Source organism: Cognatiyoonia sp. IB215446 (assembly GCF_033963825.1).
GTDB lineage: Bacteria > Pseudomonadota > Alphaproteobacteria > Rhodobacterales > Rhodobacteraceae > Yoonia.
The window spans coordinates 1,425,874-1,442,771 of sequence record NZ_JAXBMD010000001.1; the positions used below are offsets into that span (position 1 = coordinate 1,425,874).

General features: G+C 58.6%; 19 protein-coding genes and 1 pseudogene. 7 read left to right on the top strand and 13 right to left on the bottom strand.

Annotated elements, in window-relative coordinates; translation table 11 throughout:
• The first annotated feature begins 14 nt into the window (after positions 1–14).
• Entirely contained in the window at positions 15–398 is a 384-nt protein-coding gene (locus SLH49_RS07185; protein WP_320268447.1) for an NADH:ubiquinone oxidoreductase subunit NDUFA12, read from the top strand.
• Between the two features lie 9 nt (positions 399–407).
• A complete protein-coding gene (locus SLH49_RS07190) occupies positions 408–770 on the top strand; it encodes a DUF2155 domain-containing protein (protein WP_320268448.1) in 363 nt (120 codons plus the stop codon).
• Here SLH49_RS07190 and aat read toward each other — a convergent pair.
• The 10 genes and pseudogenes from aat to SLH49_RS07235 all read right to left on the bottom strand — a co-directional run bounded on the left by aat (position 725) and on the right by SLH49_RS07235 (position 9,335).
• Positions 725–1,384 carry a leucyl/phenylalanyl-tRNA--protein transferase gene (aat, locus tag SLH49_RS07195; RefSeq protein ID WP_320268449.1) on the bottom strand — a complete coding sequence of 220 codons (660 nt, stop codon included), beginning with the start codon at positions 1,382–1,384 and terminating at the stop codon, positions 725–727. The genes SLH49_RS07190 and aat overlap by 46 nt on opposite strands.
• Positions 1,385–1,389: 5 nt before the next feature.
• Positions 1,390–2,736, bottom strand: a complete 1,347-nt coding sequence (gene accC / locus SLH49_RS07200; RefSeq protein ID WP_320268450.1) for an acetyl-CoA carboxylase biotin carboxylase subunit — start codon at positions 2,734–2,736, stop codon at positions 1,390–1,392.
• Between the two features lie 11 nt (positions 2,737–2,747).
• On the bottom strand, positions 2,748–3,257 hold the full coding sequence (gene accB, locus SLH49_RS07205; protein ID WP_320268451.1) for an acetyl-CoA carboxylase biotin carboxyl carrier protein: 510 nt from the start codon (positions 3,255–3,257) through the stop codon (positions 2,748–2,750).
• A gap of 227 nt (positions 3,258–3,484) precedes the next feature.
• Positions 3,485–3,931, bottom strand: a complete 447-nt coding sequence (locus SLH49_RS07210) for a hypothetical protein (protein ID WP_320268452.1) — start codon at positions 3,929–3,931, stop codon at positions 3,485–3,487.
• Positions 3,932–4,042: 111 nt separating this feature from the next.
• The gene (locus SLH49_RS07215) at positions 4,043–4,792 is read right to left on the bottom strand and encodes an ABC transporter ATP-binding protein (protein ID WP_320241740.1); all 750 of its coding nucleotides are present in this window, start codon (positions 4,790–4,792) and stop codon (positions 4,043–4,045) included.
• 69 nt (positions 4,793–4,861) lie between these two features.
• Complete coding sequence (locus tag SLH49_RS22320) at positions 4,862–5,086, bottom strand: hypothetical protein (protein ID WP_413785274.1); 225 nt, start codon at positions 5,084–5,086, stop codon at positions 4,862–4,864.
• A 15-nt stretch (positions 5,087–5,101) separates the two neighbouring features.
• Positions 5,102–5,620: pseudogene (locus tag SLH49_RS07220) on the bottom strand (ABC transporter ATP-binding protein); the annotation flags it as partial.
• 11 nt (positions 5,621–5,631) lie between these two features.
• Entirely contained in the window at positions 5,632–6,831 is a 1,200-nt protein-coding gene (locus tag SLH49_RS07225) for a branched-chain amino acid ABC transporter permease (protein ID WP_320268454.1), read from the bottom strand.
• A gap of 3 nt (positions 6,832–6,834) precedes the next feature.
• Entirely contained in the window at positions 6,835–7,866 is a 1,032-nt protein-coding gene (locus SLH49_RS07230; RefSeq protein WP_320268455.1) for a branched-chain amino acid ABC transporter permease, read from the bottom strand.
• Positions 7,867–7,988: 122 nt separating this feature from the next.
• Positions 7,989–9,335, bottom strand: a complete 1,347-nt coding sequence (locus SLH49_RS07235) for a substrate-binding protein (RefSeq protein WP_320268456.1) — start codon at positions 9,333–9,335, stop codon at positions 7,989–7,991.
• Positions 9,336–9,555: 220 nt separating this feature from the next.
• Between SLH49_RS07235 and SLH49_RS07240 the strand changes: the two genes are divergently transcribed.
• From SLH49_RS07240 to SLH49_RS07260, 5 genes are all read left to right on the top strand, one after another.
• Positions 9,556–10,860: a short-chain fatty acyl-CoA regulator family protein gene (locus tag SLH49_RS07240; protein ID WP_320268457.1), complete on the top strand. Its 1,305-nt coding sequence runs from the start codon at positions 9,556–9,558 to the stop codon at positions 10,858–10,860.
• 77 nt (positions 10,861–10,937) lie between these two features.
• Positions 10,938–11,306, top strand: a complete 369-nt coding sequence (locus tag SLH49_RS07245) for a response regulator (RefSeq protein WP_320268458.1) — start codon at positions 10,938–10,940, stop codon at positions 11,304–11,306.
• Entirely contained in the window at positions 11,303–11,575 is a 273-nt protein-coding gene (locus SLH49_RS07250) for a hypothetical protein (protein WP_320268459.1), read from the top strand. The genes SLH49_RS07245 and SLH49_RS07250 overlap by 4 nt, the downstream gene beginning before the upstream one ends.
• Positions 11,575–14,271 carry an ATP-binding protein gene (locus SLH49_RS07255; RefSeq protein ID WP_320268460.1) on the top strand — a complete coding sequence of 899 codons (2,697 nt, stop codon included), beginning with the start codon at positions 11,575–11,577 and terminating at the stop codon, positions 14,269–14,271. The genes SLH49_RS07250 and SLH49_RS07255 overlap by 1 nt, the downstream gene beginning before the upstream one ends.
• A 44-nt stretch (positions 14,272–14,315) precedes the next feature.
• Entirely contained in the window at positions 14,316–15,440 is a 1,125-nt protein-coding gene (locus tag SLH49_RS07260; RefSeq protein WP_320268461.1) for a FliM/FliN family flagellar motor switch protein, read from the top strand.
• Between the two features lie 160 nt (positions 15,441–15,600).
• On the opposite strand, the gene SLH49_RS07265 is transcribed toward SLH49_RS07260, so the two are convergent.
• The 3 genes from SLH49_RS07265 to SLH49_RS07275 are packed head-to-tail and all read right to left on the bottom strand — an operon-like array spanning position 15,601 to position 16,893.
• Complete coding sequence (locus tag SLH49_RS07265) at positions 15,601–16,026, bottom strand: TIGR01244 family sulfur transferase (protein WP_320268462.1); 426 nt, start codon at positions 16,024–16,026, stop codon at positions 15,601–15,603.
• Between the two features lie 10 nt (positions 16,027–16,036).
• Positions 16,037–16,468, bottom strand: a complete 432-nt coding sequence (locus SLH49_RS07270) for a DUF6691 family protein (RefSeq protein ID WP_320268463.1) — start codon at positions 16,466–16,468, stop codon at positions 16,037–16,039.
• A complete protein-coding gene (locus SLH49_RS07275) occupies positions 16,468–16,893 on the bottom strand; it encodes a YeeE/YedE family protein (RefSeq protein ID WP_320268464.1) in 426 nt (141 codons plus the stop codon). Before SLH49_RS07275 ends, SLH49_RS07270 begins: the two co-directional genes overlap by 1 nt.
• Positions 16,894–16,898: the final 5 nt, after the last annotated feature.

The window sequence follows — 16,898 nt, forward strand, 5'->3', positions numbered from 1 at the left end:
ACCGGAGACGTGCCATGGGCCTTGGTCACAACATCAAACGCATTTTTACATGGTGGGATGGGCAATCCTTTGGCACCCAGATCTGGACCCGCCGCCATGGTGAAAAGGTGGGCGAGGATGATCAGGGAAACGTCTATTATCGCAATGCCGACGACACACGCCGCTGGGTCATTTATGATGGCGAAAACGAAGCCTCGCGTGTGAGCCCGGAATGGCATGGCTGGTTGCACCACACCTGGGATGAACCACCGACTGAAGCGAATCTGCGCCGTAAGTCCTGGGAGCAACCGCATCAGGAAAACCTGACCGGCACGATGGCGGCCTATGCACCTGCAGGCTCGATCCGCAAGGCGGCACCTGTCGAACGGTCCGACTACGAGGCATGGTCACCTGAATAGGGGCAAGTGATGCTGCGTTTTTTCGCGCTGATCCTTTCGCTGGGAACTGCGACAGTCGCTTTGGCTCAAGACGAGGCCGTGACTGCGCCGGGCGGCGAGTTGCGCGTGCTCGACAAATTGACCGGAGAAGTGACCGATCTTTCACTGCAAAGCGGGGAAACCAGTCGCCTTGGATTTCTATCGGTGACCTTGCGGCAGTGTCGCTATCCCGCGGTAAACCCATCTGGTGACGCCTACGTCGAGATTTTGGTGACCTATCGCGATGAGCCCACGCCGATTTTCAACGGATGGATGCTGGCCTCATCCCCCGCACTGGAAGCGATGGATCATCCCCGATACGACATCTGGGCATTGCGCTGTATGACATCCTGAGCCGCGGGGGTCGGACCCTGCGCTGAAAACGACGCCTCGACCGACAATGCCTCACTCAAACGTTTCTGGAACGCCGCGCGCGGTATCTCAACCGCGCCCAACGAGGCAAGATGGGGTGTCAGGAATTGGGTATCAAACAGCTGAAATCCACCGACTCGCAGACGGTCGACAAGATAGGCTAGCGCCACTTTTGATGCATCGGTCGCCTTGCTGAACATGCTTTCACCGAAGAAGGCGGCATTGATCGACACACCGTAAACGCCGCCAACAAGTGCGCCGTCCTCCCAGACCTCAACCGAATGGGCATATCCTTCGGCAAAAAGCGCCGAGTAAAGCCCGATGATCGTATCGTTGATCCAGGTCTCATCACGATCCGCACAGCCGCGCATCACATCAAGAAATGCGGCATCAGCGGTGATCGTGAAATGGCCCCGTCGCATGGTTTTCGCCAAGCTGCGCGATATACGGAAGCCGTCAAGTGGGAACACGCCGCGCATCTTCGGGTCGACCCAGAACACTTCCGGGTCGTTGCGCCCCTCAGACATGGGGAAGATGCCGACCTGATAGGCCTGCAACAAAAGCTCTGGCGTCAGCGGTGGATCAAGGTCTTTCACGCCACCTAGCTTAGGTTTTGTTCCAGCCAGTGTTCAAGCCAGTGAATATTGTAGTCCCCGGTTTGGACGGCCTCTTCCGCCAAAAGCGCATGAAAAAGAGGCACGGTGGTATCCACACCATCGACAATCAACTCACCCAGCGCTCGCCCCAGCCGCGCGAGCGCTTCGGGTCGGTCGCGACCATGCACGATCAGTTTGCCGATCAGGCTGTCGTAATAGGGCGGAATGCGGTAGCCGTCATAAAGCGCGCTATCCATACGCACACCCAAACCGCCGGGTGCGTGATATTGCGTAATCGTGCCGGGGCAGGGCGCGAAATTTGGCAGCTTTTCCGCGTTGATGCGCACCTCAATCGAATGACCGTTGATCTGAAGATCATCCTGAGCTAATGACAGCGGCATACCGGCAGCGACACGCAACTGCTCACGCACCAGATCGACGCCAAAGATGCTTTCCGTCACCGGGTGTTCGACCTGCAGGCGGGTATTCATCTCGATGAAGTAGAACTCATCATTTTCGAACAGAAATTCGATTGTACCCGCGCCGATATAGTTGATCTTGGCGACGGCATCGGCGCAGACCTTGCCGATCCTAGCGCGCAGTTCGGGCGTGATGCAGGGGCCAGGGGCCTCTTCAAACACCTTCTGGTGGCGCCGTTGGAGCGAACAATCGCGCTCGCCCAGATGCACGGCATTGCCCTTGCCGTCACCAAAGACCTGAATTTCGATATGGCGGGGCGTGGTGAGGTACTTTTCGATATAGACTTCGTCATTGCCAAACGCGGCTTTGCCCTCCGCCCGGGCAGACATGAAGGCCTGTTCCATATCCTCGGCCGTCTGTGCCACTTTCATGCCGCGTCCGCCGCCGCCAGCCGTGGCCTTGATGATCACCGGATAGCCGATTTCTTCGCCGATGCGTTTGGCGTCATCCAACGTCGGCACGCCACCGTCCGAGCCGGGTACGCAAGGCACACCGAGTTCCTTCATCGTGTCCTTGGCGGTGATCTTGTCACCCATGATGCGGATATGCTCGGCCGTCGGGCCGATGAATGTGATGTCGTGATCCTCGACCACCTGCACGAAGGACGCGTTCTCTGACAAGAAGCCGTAGCCGGGATGGATCGCCTGCGCACCGGTGATTTCACAAGCCGAGATGATGGACGGGAATGACAGATAGCTTTGCGAGGAGGAGGGCGGGCCAATGCAGATCGCCTCATCCGCCATGCGCACATGCATCGCATCGGCGTCGGCGGTCGAATGGACAGCCACGGATTTGATGCCCATTTCGCGGCAGGCGCGCACCACGCGAAGGGCGATTTCGCCCCGGTTTGCGATCAGGATCTTCTCGAACATATGCCCCGCGCCTATTCGATGATCACAAGTGGTGCGCCAAATTCGACGGCGCCACCGTCTTCGACCATGATCCGTTTGATCGTGCCAGCGCGTGGGGCAGGGATATGGTTCATGGTTTTCATCGCTTCGATAATCACCAGCGTGTCGCCCTCCTTGACGGTGGCACCCGTGGTGATGAAGGGTGGCGCGCCCGGTTCCGGTGCCACGTAGACCGTGCCGACCATCGGCGATGTCACAGCGCCGGGATGGTTCGCAGGGTCAGAAGGTTCGCCGGGCGCAGATGCTGGAGTGGCTGCCGGTGCTGGGGCTGCTGCTGGAGCCGCCGGTGCCGCGACGGGAGCGACCGCAGGCACGCTTGTCTGAACCACCGTCTGAGATTGCCGACTTACCCGCACATTCAAGCTGTCGTTTTCGCCGTAATCCCGCTTGACCTGCAATTCGGTCAGGTCGTTTTCGCGCAACAGCTCTGCCAAAGCCTGAATAAAGCTGACGTCACTGTCGTGGGGGGTGGTTTTGCTCATCTTGTCCTCGGCCCGTTGCCCTTTTGCCTGGCGTTTGCGACGCAACGTCACACACGCCGTTCGCTTATAGGGCAAGCCTGCGAGGGTGGGAAGCAGCAGGGGATTGAAAAGTGACGCCTGAGCGAAATCTGAAAAGCGGGCTCAGGCATTTAGATTTCATGACAGGCTAGAGCCCGACCCCAATCTATCTCGAGAAGACCTGTCGTGGAGGCAAGGCCGATACGACGCTAGGTGTCGCCATTCACCTTAGTTTCGTTGTCGTCAACAACTCTCTCATCATCGGATTGATCGGAACCGCGGGTTTCAGCCCTATCAGCCTGTGCAGTTTCGTCAGCTTTCTCTCTCGCCTCAGCCGCCGCCACGCGTTCAGCTGCGACGTCAGCGGGCTCTTCCGCCGCGACGGGTTGAGGCCGCTCTTCCGAGGGCAGCATTGGTGTGCCATAGGGGCGCAATGTCCGCTCGGATGGTGCAATTTCAGCGGGTTGTTCAGGAAAATCGGTTCCAGACAGCCGCGCATTTACAACCTGCGCCACGAAGGGTTTGTTCGCTGGTAGGGTCGCCGCTCCTTCGAACCCTTTGACCACGGGCACTTTCGTATCCCGCGGAATTTCACGTTCTGCCACATAAGGCATGCCGGCAACAGTCTTTGGGGCGAAGGTGAGTGTTGTATCCATCTGCTCAAGCTCCAATCCACGATTAACTTGCATTAAGAATCGCAAATGCGCCCTAACAGTTCGTAAAGGCGCATCCGCGAAACATCTTGGATTTTAGCTAAATCGAGGTGGTCAGATTGCCAGATACTGCGCGCGCAGCGCTTCATCATCGAGAACCTCTTGCGCGGATCCATCGAACACGACAGTGCCGGTGTCCAGGATAACGGCGCGGTCTGCCAATTTGAGCGCGGCGACAGCGTTCTGTTCCACAATGACCGTCGTTATGCCTTGGTCACGGATCATGCCCAAGGTCTGCGCAATCTCTTGTACGATGACCGGTGCCAGACCTTCATAGGGTTCATCCAGAAGCAAAACCTTGATGTCGCGCGCCAAAGCGCGCGCGATGGACAGCATCTGCTGTTCACCACCGGAAAGCGTCACACCCTCTTGCTTGCGCCGTTCACCCAAGCGCGGGAACAGATCATAAAGCCGGTCGAGCGACCAGCCATGGGGTGGCGCGATTTGCGCGAGTTGCAGGTTTTCCTCAACTGTCAGGCCGGGGATGATCCGCCGATCTTCGGGCACCAGCGCTATGCCGTTCTGGGCGGCTTCATGAGACTTCATTTCGTGCAGAGGTTTGTGATCAAGCCAGATCTCGCCATGTGTCAGGTTGGGGTCATCAAGCCGCGCGATCGTCCGCAACGTAGATGTCTTACCAGCACCATTGCGCCCCAAAAGTGCAAGAATTTCACCCTCGTGGATGTTAAAGCTGATGTTCTGAACGATGTAGCTTTCGCCATAGTAGGCCTCGATTTCCCAGATGCTCAGATAGGCGGGATGGGTGGCCGCGTTATTGGCGTGCTTGTTGAAAGGTGCGTTCATTTTTGCCTCCGGCGGTGACAAACTTTCGCAGAAAGTTTGGGGACAATTTTTGTGCCAAGAATTGGCGTGTCAGACTTGCGCTTCGCCCAGATAGGCTTCTCGGACTTTAGGGTGCCCTTTGATATTGTCGGGCGTGTCTTCGACCAGTGGCGTGCCCTGGGCCAGCACCGTGATCCGTTCGGCAAGCGAGAAGACCACGTTCATATCATGTTCGATGATCGCCATCGTAATCCCGCGCTTTTCGCGGATTTCCTTCAAGAGACTGATCGTGTTCTGCGTGTCGGCCCGCGCCATTCCTGCGGTGGGTTCGTCCAACAGCAAAAGCCGCGGATCTTGCACCAAACACATCGCCATTTCCAAGCGCCGTTTGTCGCCACGCGAGAGACTTGAGGCGATCATGTCCTGTTTCTCAAGCATATTCACGTCGTCCAGGATCGTCTTGGCTTGTTCCTGGATCCCGCGTTCGGCGAAGATGCTCTCAATGGCATGCATGCGGAACGCGCCGTCGCGCTTGGCAAAGCAGGGGATCATGACGTTTTCCAGCACGCTCAGATCGCCGAAGATCTCGGGCGTCTGGAATACCCGGCTGATACCCATCTGATTGATCTCATGCGGTTTACGCCCCAGCACGGATTGGCCGTCGAACATGACCGACCCACTGTCAGGGATCAGTTTGCCCACAAGCACATTCAGCAGAGTTGATTTTCCCGCTCCGTTTGGCCCGATGATCGCATGTGTGGTGTTCTCGGCCACGCTGAGGTTCACATCCCCCAGCGCTTGCAGCCCGCCGAACCGTTTGTTGATGCCTTTGACTTCAAGGATACCCATATCGTTTCTCCTTACTCAGCCGGTTCGGTGGCGTTTGGTTTGGCGGGTTCCGGCTTCTTGCGCCGGAAGAGGCTCATGATTTTCTGCCCACCTTGGACAAGGCCGCCGGGCAGGAAGATCACCACAAGCATGAACACGATCCCCAAGGTCAGGTGCCAGCCTTTGCCGATGAAGGGGTAAATCATGGCGACCACGAAATTCTCCAACCCGTCCGGCAGGAAGGCGAACCAGCCATGCAGGATCGTTTCGTTGATCTTTGAGAAGATGTTCTCAAAATACTTGATCATACCTGCGCCCAGAACCGGCCCAATGAGCGTGCCTGCGCCGCCGAGAATGGTCATCAGAACAACTTCGCCCGAGGCGGTCCATTGCATCCGCTCGGCCCCGGCCAACGGGTCCATGGAGGCCATCAGGCCACCGGCCAACCCGGCATACATGCCGGAAATCACGAAGGCGGCCAACGTGTACGGTTTGGCGTTGAGGCCTGTGTAGCTCATCCTCGTCTGGTTCGATTTGATGGCCCGCAGCATCATCCCGAAAGGTGAGCGGAAGATGCGGATCGCCAGATAGAAGGACAGGATCATAAAGAAGGCGGCAAGGTAGTAGCCTGCGTTGAAGGTGAAAAGCCATGCACCAACCTCCAACTCATAGCTTGACCGCATTTCCAGCCCGAAGAGCGCGGGAACGGGGATGTTTCCGCTCTCGGTCTGTGACACGCCGAGGATGCGCGGATCATCAAGCGCAAGTTGTAAACCCGTCTCTCCGCCGGTGATCGGTGTTAGGACCGAATAGGCAAGGGCGAAGGACATCTGGGCAAAAGCCAGCGTTAGGATCGAAAAGTAGATGCCCGACCGCCGCAGCGAGATGAACCCGATGATGAGCGAGAAGAGCCCCGCGATGATGACGCTCAGGATGATGGCGGGCAGCACATTCATGCTGAGTAGTTTGAACATCCAGACGGCGGCGTATGATCCGACGCCAAGGAAAGCGGCATGTCCGAAGGACAGATAACCCGTCAGCCCGAAGAGGATGTTGAACCCGATTGCAAAGATGCCGAAGATCACAAAACGCTGCATCAGGTCCGGATAACCCGCATTGAACTGCGCCATTTCCGATCCTTCGGGGAAGGGATTCAAGATGAAGGGCGCAAACAGCGTCAGTCCGATGACGATTATCAGGAGGCGGAAGTCTTTTTTCTCAAGTCCGAGCATGGCTTATTCCTCCATCACGCCTTTGCGGCCCATCAGGCCACGCGGACGCGTCAACAGAATGATGATGGCAACAAGGTAAATGATGATTTGGTTGATGCCGGGCAGCAGGTCGATCACGGCAGGGACCGAGGCAAAGCTTTCCAGAATGCCGAGCAGGAAGCCTGCAGCGACAGCGCCGGGCAGGGATCCCATGCCGCCCACGACCACCACCACAAAGCTTAGGACAAGGAAATCCATCCCCATGTGATAGTTCGGCGAACTGATCGGCGCGTACATGACCCCGGCGAGACCCGCGACCGCTGCCGCGATGCCGAACATGACCGTAAAGCGCTTGTCGATATCGATGCCGAGGATACCAACCGTCTCGCGGTCGGCCATGCCGGCCCGCACGACCATCCCGAATGTGGTGAATTGCAAAAAGGCAAAGACAGCGGCGATGATGGTGATGGCAAAGAAGAAGTAGACCAGACGCCAGTAGGGATAAATGATCGCATTGGGATCAAAGCCGAAGGCGACGCCGAAATCGAAACTGCCAACAAAAGCCTCTGGTGCCGGTGTGGGGATCGGGTTCGCGCCATAGAAATACTTCACGATTTCCTGGATCACGATGGCAAGGCCAAAGGTGACAAGGATCTGGTCAGCATGTGGGCGCTTGTAGAAGTGCTTGATAAGGCCGCGCTCCATCGCAAAGCCGATCAGAACCATGATCGGGATGGCCACAAGGATGGCGAGCGGCACGGCCCAGTCTATGATGACATTGCCTGCCGCCTCACCGAAGAAATCATAGACGTAAGGCACATCCACCTGCAGCGGATTGCCCAGAAAGTCTGTCCGCGTCTCATCCACTACCTTGTGGCTGAGCGTGAGGATGTTGCTGAGCGTCACGGCCACAAAGGCGCCCAGCATGAACAAAGCTCCGTGTGCAAAGTTCACAACACCCAACGTGCCGAAGATGAGTGTCAGGCCCAACGCGATCAGCGCATAGGCCGAGCCCTTATCAAGCCCGTTCAGGATTTGCAGAATAAACTGGTCCATGTTGTGACCTCTGATCGGTTAGAGACTGGGCAGACAGCCCATTGCACATGCCGCAAATCCCCTGCGACAGATGATCGGATGGTAGTAAGGGCCACCGGGATGTCCGATGGCCCAGATTTGGTTTAGGCGCCCGGGTTGCAGGAGCCCAATGCACCGCCCGCGAATTGCGGATGATCAGGTGCGTAGGTGACCTGCTCAACAGGCGTGACTTCAACGATTTCGAGAAGGTCGAATTCGTTGTCTGGGTTTTCCTTGCCCTTCACGACCAGCACGTCCTTGAAGCACTGGTGATCGTCGCCACGGTAAAGCGTTGGACCGTTGCCCAGACCGTCGAACTCGAAATCTTTGAGTGCTTCGACGACCGCGCATGGGTTGAACGACCCGGCGCGTGTGACTGCGTCCGCATAAAGCAGCGTCTGCACGTAGCAGGTATGCGCGGCCTGCGATGGCGGGAAGCCATACTTTGTGCCGAAGGACCGGACGAAGGCTTGCGACCCGGCATCCTGTAGTGACCAGTGCCAGTTGGTCGAGCCAAAGATACCCTTCACGTTTGCTCCCGCACCCTTGGCCATCAGGCGAGAGTAAAGCGGCACGACGATTTCGAAGTTCTTGCCGTTGGCTTCGGCATCCCGCAGGCCGAACTGTACCGCGTTTGTCAGCGAGTTCACCATGTTCCCGCCATAGTGGTTGAGCACCAACACGTCCGCGCCAGAGTTCAGAACGGGGGCGATATAGGACGAGAAGTCTGTCTGTGTCAGCGGCGTCAGCACAGTGTTGACGGTTTCCCAACCCATAGCCTCGGTCGAGGATTGCACGGCCTCCTGGGTCGTGTAGCCCCAGTTATAGTCCGCCGTCAGGTGATAAGCCTTCCGGTCATTGCCGTAATTGGCCTCAAGCACCGGCGCCAATGCAGCACCTGACATGTAAGAGTTGAAGAAGTGACGGAAGCCGTTAGCTCGCTTGTCCTTGCCGGTCGTGTCGTTGGAATGGGTTAGGCCCGCCATGAAGATGATGCCAGCCTCCTGGCAGAGTGCTTGCACAGCCACGGCCACGCCAGAAGACGACCCACCGGTAATCATCACAGCGCCGTCTTTTTCGATCATCGACCGTGCAGAGGCGCGTGCGGCATCCGACTTGGTCTGGGTGTCGCCGGTGACGTATTTCACTTCGCGGCCCAGGATACCGGTGCCATCCAGTGCTTTGGACGAGAATGTCGACATCATGCCGCCATCGCCGGCGCCATTGAGGTGCTCAACGGCCAGCTCATAGGCGCGCAGTTCGTCCGCACCTTCATCGGCATAAGGACCCGTCTGCGGCACGTTAAAGCCGAGAATGACTTCGCTCTCGCCCGGGGCATTTGTGAAACCGGCATGGGCATCCGCGCGCAGATATTGCGGCAAAGCCAGGCCAGCACTGGCCACCATGCCAGTTTTCAACACGCCGCGGCGCGAGAATTTCGAATTGGACATTATGATCCTCCCTAGTGTTTGTGCCGTTTGGACCTCCTCCGTCCGCCTGGCCTGCACCCTCCAGTGCACGGTCAGTGTCAGAGACGCGTAAGCAAATCAGCAACAACCCATTGAGAGTGCTGGACTTATTTGTAAATTTCTGCACAAGTTGGGTTGTGAATGTGTAAATCAGTTTTCTTGCACTCGCAGAAAGCGATTGAAACTGCAAAGGGATTTCAAGGTGCCCCATCGCCGTCTGACAGGGTCGCGTATCCGTGAAAAGCGACTTGATCAAGGTTTGAGACAGGCTGCGGTTGCGCAAGCAGTTGGAATTTCACCTTCCTATCTTAACCTGATCGAGCATAACCGCCGCAGAATCGGCGGAAAACTCTTATCAGACCTCGCCCGCGTTCTGGGCGTTGAGACGGCGCTTTTGACCGATGGGGCCGATAGTGACCTTCTGGATCAGATGCGTGCGGCCGCGGCGCTTGCGGGCAATATGGCCGAGGTCGCGCGCGCGGATGAACTGGCCGCACGTTACCCTGGCTGGAGCCATCTGATCGCGGCGCAGGCCCGCCGTCTGGCGGCGCTCGAAGACCGTGTGCAGGCACTGAATGACCGTATGGCACATGATCCGAAGCTGTCGAACGCGCTGCACGAGGTGATCTCGGCTGTGACCGCCATCAGATCTTCATCGTCGATCCTCGTCGGCCAAGAGGATCTGGACGACGATTGGCAGCGGCGTTTTCACCAGAATATCCACAATGACAGTGTGCGGCTCGCCTCAAGCAGCGAAGCATTGATTGCCTATCTTGAGGCACCGGATGCGGATGATGATGTTGGACTGACCGCGCATGAAACGGTCGAAAAGTTTCTGGCGCAGACCGGTTTCCATGTGGCTGCACTGGAAAACACCGCACCGGATATTGACGCATTTGTTGCCGGGTCCGGCCTTGTTGGTGCGCCGGGGCAGTTGCTTGCGGGCTTTGCACGGCAATATGTGGCGGATGCCGAGGCGATGCCGCTGGCGGCATTCGAGATGGCTTGCCAGACGAGCGAATATGACCCCGCACAATTGGCGCAACGGTTCGAGGTGCCGTTTGACGCGGTCTTGCGCCGCATGGCGCATTTGCCGCCGGATGCCGGTCATCCGCCTTTGGGCCTTATGATATGCGACAGTTCGGGTGCGATGTTGCTGACCAAACAGGTTCCCGGTTTTGCACTGCCGCGCACCGGCGGCGCCTGTCCTTTGTGGCCGGTCTATGGGGCTCTGGCACGACCGAACCAGCCGCTACGCGTTGAGGCGGCATTGCCCAACGTCCCTGGCGCGCGCTTTCTCTGCTACGCCATATCCATTCCGGTCGCGACGTCTCGATTTGAAGCGCCACCGGTATTGCGCAGCACCATGCTTGTGCTTCCGGACCCGCCGCCAGGTGATATGCCGCCCGTTGAGGTCGGCATTTCGTGTCGCATCTGCCCGCGAACGACCTGTTCAAGCCGCCGAGAGCCTGTGATTGACGGTGTCACGCTGCAACCGGCACTTTGACAGATTGCCAGATTGCCTTGATAGTCCGAAGCAGGGAGGCCGTTGGCGCAACGGTAAAGGACAAGGGAGGCGATGAGATGGGCAAGCGTGTCCTTCTGATCGAGGATGAGCCGAACATCATCGAGGCGATCAGTTTCATCTTGTCGCGCGATGGCTGGACCGTGCACACCCATGAAGATGGTGAAACTGCCATGGAAAAAATCGCGAGCATGCCGCCGGATATGATCATCCTGGATGTGATGCTGCCGGGGCGCAGCGGCTTTGATATCCTGCGGGATTTGCGCAGCAACAGCGCGTCAAAGGATATCCCGGTGATGATGCTGACGGCCCGCGGGCAGGAGAAAGACCGCGATCTCGCCCGTCGTCTGGGTGCCAACCATTTTCTCACCAAACCTTTCTCAAACGCGGATGTCCGTGATCACGTCCGCAGCCTGATCGGGGCATGAATACCCCAACAAAGCCCCCGGTCTTTCTGGAACGCGCCAGCTACCGGCAGCGCCGTTTGACTGATGCGGTCAGGCTCTTGCCAGTACTCGGGCTGGTCTTGTGGGGTATCCCGCTTTTGTGGGGAGCGGAAGGGGCGGGGCCAAAGTCGAATGCGGGCGCACTGCTTTATGTCTTCGGGGTGTGGGTCGCGCTGATTGCCCTGACCGCGCTGATTGTACCGCGCCTGCGGGGTGAGAATGCGGCGCCACCCGTCGAAGACCCAGAATAATGCTGTCCTTCAACGCCCTGATATTCGCCGCACTCAGCTATGTGGCCATCCTCTTTGCCGTGGCGTTTCTGGCCGAGCGCCGCGCGGCGGCAGGCCATTCCGATTGGCTGCAATCACCGCTGATCTACACGCTCTCGCTCAGCATCTATTGCACCGCTTGGACATTCTATGGCGCAGTGGGGTATGCGGCACGATCGGGGCTGGAGTTCGTGACGATCTACCTTGGCCCGACACTCGTAATGGTCGGCTGGTGGTGGCTCTTGCGGCGGATGGTGCGGATCGGGCGCTCCCAACGTCTGACATCAATCGCCGACATGATCTCATCGCGTTTTGGCAAATCGACCCTGCTGGGGGTCGTGGTGACCGTCATCTCGGTCATTGCGGCGACACCTTACATTGCGTTGCAATTGCAGTCGGTGACATTGTCCTTTGCCGTTTTCGCTCAATCCGGGGTGCAAGCGTGGGATGCATCCGACTTTAACGCAACCGCCATGTGGGTGGCTGTCGGACTGGCCATCTTTACTATTCTCTTTGGCACGCGGAACCTTGACGTGAACGAGCGGCATCATGGCATCGTCATGGCCATTGCCGTTGAGGCGGTCGTCAAACTTTTCGCCTTGATTGCGGTGGGCGTCTTCGTCGTCTGGGGCGTGTCCGGGGGCCCGACCGAGATGCTGAGCCGGATCGAAAGCTCTGACATCACCTTATGGGATCAGGATCACGGGCGCTGGATCAGTTTGATTTTCCTGTCCGCCGCCGCATTCCTTTGCCTGCCGCGGATGTTTCAGGTGCTGGTTGTCGAGAATGCCGATGAAAGGCACCTGCGCGTCGCAAGCTGGGCCTTCCCGCTTTATCTGTTTCTGATGAGCCTTTTTGTCGTACCGATTGCGGTCGTGGGCCTTGATCTGCTGCCACCCGGCAGCAACCCGGACCTTTTCGTTCTGACGGTGCCCCTTGCCCAAGGGCAGGACGGACTGGCGGTCTTGTCCTTTCTGGGGGGGTTTTCGTCCGCAACGTCCATGGTCATTGTCGCCGCAATTGCTTTGGCGACGATGGTATCGAACCACATCGTTGTCCCGATCTGGTTGCGATTGAACGGGGATCAAGGGGCGATGATGTCGGGCGATGTGCGCCACGTCATCCTGCTTGCGCGGCGCCTATCCATCGCGGGGGTGCTTGCCTTAGGCTTTATCTATTACCGGATGTCCGGCGGGGGGACGGCGCTGGCCGCCATTGGCCTGATCTCGTTCACTGGCACGGTTCAAGTTCTGCCGGCACTGATCGGCGGCATGTTCTGGCGTGGAGCGACGCGGATTGGCGCGGCTTGTGGCCTTGTCACGGGTCTTGTGATCTGGACGTGGACGCTTTTCCTGCCCAGCTTTGGTGCAGGAGCCGTGATCAGCCAAACGGTGATGGAGGCGGGCCCTTATGGCACGGCATGGCTGCGTCCACATGCGCTTTTTGGGATTGAGGGGATGGACCCGCTTGTTCACGGCATCCTTTGGTCGATGATCCTGAACGCGGGCATGTTCATCCTCGGCTCGCTTTGCAGCTTTCCCGCACCGCTGGAGCGTTTGCAGGGCGCGCAGTTTGTGAATGTCTTCGAACGTTCGGTCGCCGCACCGTCCTGGACACGCGCGGCGGCGGGCGCTGAAGATCTGTTGGTGATGTCACAACGCATCTTGGGCAGCGGGGAGGCGCAGGCGATCTTTGAACGCGAGGCGGCACAGCAGGGTTCGCCCGGCGCCTTGCCAGAGGCGACACCGCAATTCATCGAAAAGCTGGAACGGGAACTCGCCGGGTCGGTGGGTGCCGCCACTGCACATGCGATGATAGGCCAATTGACCGGCGGCAGCGTTGTGTCCGTTGAAGACCTGATCGCCGTGGCCGACGAGGCGGCGCAAATCCTGGAATATTCCAACCGCCTCAAGGCCAAATCGGCTGAGCAAGAACGGACCGCCCGCGCTTTGCGCGAGGCCAATGCGAAACTGACCGCGCTTTCGATCCAGAAAGACGCGTTTCTCAGCCAGATCAGCCATGAATTGCGCACACCGATGACCTCAATCCGGTCATTCTCGGAAATCCTCCGCGATGGCGATATGTCGAGTGATGAGCAGGGGCGGTATGCCGGGATCATCCATGCGGAGGCGCTGCGGCTGACCCGGCTGCTCGATGATTTACTGGACCTGTCCGTGCTCGAAAACGGTCAGGTCGTACTGAATGAACAGCAAGGAAAGCTGAGCGATTTGTTGGACCGTGCCGTTGGCGCGGCCGGTTTGCATGACGCGGGCCTGAAGGTCATCCGCGACCGCGAAAGCGAAGAGGTGCCGCTCTTTGCCGATTTGGATCGGCTCGTGCAGGTCTTTATCAACCTGATCTCAAACGCGCGGAAGTATTGCGACGCGCCAGAGCCGGAATTGCGTATTTCCGTCAGCCAACAGGGCGGGGCCTGTCACATTGATTTTGTGGACAATGGCAGCGGGATTGCGCCGGAAAATGAGCAGCTGATCTTTGAGAAGTTTTCGCGCGTCTCCGATCAGGCCAAGGCGGGTGGTGCGGGGCTGGGCCTGGCGATTTGTCGCGAGATCATGCACCGTTTGGGCGGTGACGTGACCTATCTCCGCCAGAAAGGTGGCGTAGCCTTCCGCGTGACCTTGCCCAAGGCGGCAGTCGGTCGCGCATTAGCGGAAACGTAACCAATCTGCCGCTAAAGTCGCGCCGTAGCTCGGGTGACAGATCAATGGCTGATCAACAACATACGCATATCCTGCGCCGCATGGCGGGGCAGCCGCAAACGGACGTGGCGGATAGCCCGCTGACATCATCGCGGGCGGTACGCATTGCGCTTACCAAGGTGGCGCAGGACAGTGTTGGCCTTACCATCACGGTTCAGGCAATTGAGGAAGAGACGCTGCCACTTGATGATCTGCTGACGGGCCTGTCGGACGAATTGATGCTGGTTGGCGTACATCGCGGTGGCGATCTTGCCGGGCTTTTGGGCGTGGACATGCAGTTGCGCGCGGCAGTTGTGGAAATGCAAACCGCGCAAATCATCGGCGAAAAACCGGCTGAGTTTCGCAATGCGACGAAAACCGACAAGCGGATGTGTGATCCGCTTTTGGTCAGTCTGTTGAAAGCGTTGCCGCACGCCGTGGTCGGCACGGAGTTTTCGGGTTGGCTTGACGGGACCACTTCCGGCGATCTGCTGCCCTCGGCGCGCGCGGCAGGGCTTTTGTTGCGGGATCAGAGCTATCGGATCGTGCGGATGCGGGTCAGCCTAGGCACGGGCGAGCGAGAGGGCATGATTGCACTGGCACTGCCCGTTGCCACAGACGACGCCGCGCAGCACGCCACGGCAGAGCCTGTAGCGGATTGGCCCAAGCTGTTTCGGGCGACCGTTTCGGATGCGCCCGCGGCGTTCGATGCCGAACTGTGCCGGTTCCAGATGCCTATCGGTCAGGCCGAGAACCTTGCTATCGGTGATCTTATTCCTTTGCCGGGCTGCACCGTGGCTTCGGTCAAATTGCGATCGCTTGACGGTGTTTCCGTCCGCCATGCACGGCTTGGGCAATCCAATGGCAAGCGGGCGGTGCGCATTGCCGCAGCACCAGTGTCCGATATGCATGAATTGTCTGCCGCATCTGTTGGTATGCAAGCTGATCAGCCGCCCGACTTTGCAGCCGATATTGCTAGTGAAGATGCCTTGCTTGCCGCACCCACGGACGCCGCAATGGACCTCGGCAGCGAACTCGATGATGCGTTGGAGGATACCGAAATGCCAGAGATGGCGATGACCGCTTTGGACGAAGGAGATGAACTGGATTTTGCGCCCGCTGAGGCGTCGATGATTGATATCGCGGGGTGATCTGACCTGCTATCCGGCGCCTGAGACAATGTTCAGATATGGTGAACCCGCGCGATACGGTTGAAGCGAGGACGCGTTGCTCATGCAGCGTGGTAATCCGAGTCCGTTAGCCTTTGACGGCGGCCCATACTTTAGTTGCGAGGCGAATTGCCTCCTGCACTTAACCTTGAGCCAGCGCGTCAAGTTGTCCGCGCATGCCGCCCAGATCATATCCGGCGGCAGCCGTCGCGTTGATGATCTCGTCGGTGGGTATCGAACCGGCCTGCGTCAGTGACCAAACAATCGAGCATCGAGTGCCTGACGCGCAATAGGCAAGCGTCGGCCCGTCCGCCGCATCGATCGCTGCCTTCTGCGCTGCAACCATATCCATATTCAGGCTTTGATGCGTGACCGGGTTGACCACGAAATTCAACCCGGCGGCCTGTGCGGCAGTCTCAATCGTAGCGGACTGGTGGCTTGGCGGCACCTCGGCATCGGGGCGGTTGCAGATGATGGTCGTGAAACCGGCCTCGGCAATCGCGGGAATATCCTCAACCGCGATCTGCGGCGATACGGCGTGGGTCGGGCTAAGTTGTCTGATGTCCATGACCGACCTTTTAGACAGCGACGGTGCGCTGGTCCAGACGGGGCCGGAGTTTTGGCGCGACCAACATGCCGCTGATCATCGCGACCACAAAAAGCGCGCCTCCAAACCCGCCGAAGCCGAGCGAGGCGATGGCAGGCCCCGGGCACAGCCCCGACAGCCCCCAGCCCATGCCGAAAAGAGTTGAGCCGATGATCAAAGGTCGGTCCAGACTCGAACCTGGTCGCGTGGGAAAAGCCGCAGCCAGGACTGGTCTGCGCCCCCGCGTCACCTGCCACGCGATGGCCATGGGCACGATTGCACCGCCCATGACGAAGGCCAGCGTCGGATCCCAGTCGCCAAAAAGGTCGAGCCAGCCTTGCACCTTTGTGGTGTCCGTCATCCCGGAGATCAACAGACCCAAACCGAAGAGAGACCCGACAAGGAATGATACCAAAACCCGCATCAGATCGCCCCCAACAGGTGTTTGAAGATCAGCACCGTGACGGCTCCAGCGATAATATAGGTGATGCTCGCGACAATCCCGCGTGGCGAAAGACGTGAGATGCCGCAAACTCCATGGCCCGACGTACATCCATTTGCCAGCCGTGTGCCTACGCCAACAAGAAGCCCGGCGAAAGCAATGGTGATCCAGTTTTCCGTCAGATGCGTCGCCGCACCCCCTGTCATCAACGCAGCCAAGCCGGGAAGAAGCGCCAAACCTGCCAGAAACGCGACGCGCTCGGTCCAGTCATGCCGACCCGACCCATCAACCAATCCACCGATGATGCCTGACGCGCCCATAACCCGCCCGTTGACCAGAAGCAGGATCGCTCCGGCCAGCCCAATCAGCCCTCCACCAAGAAGGCCCATGATCCAATCGTTTTGCATAGATG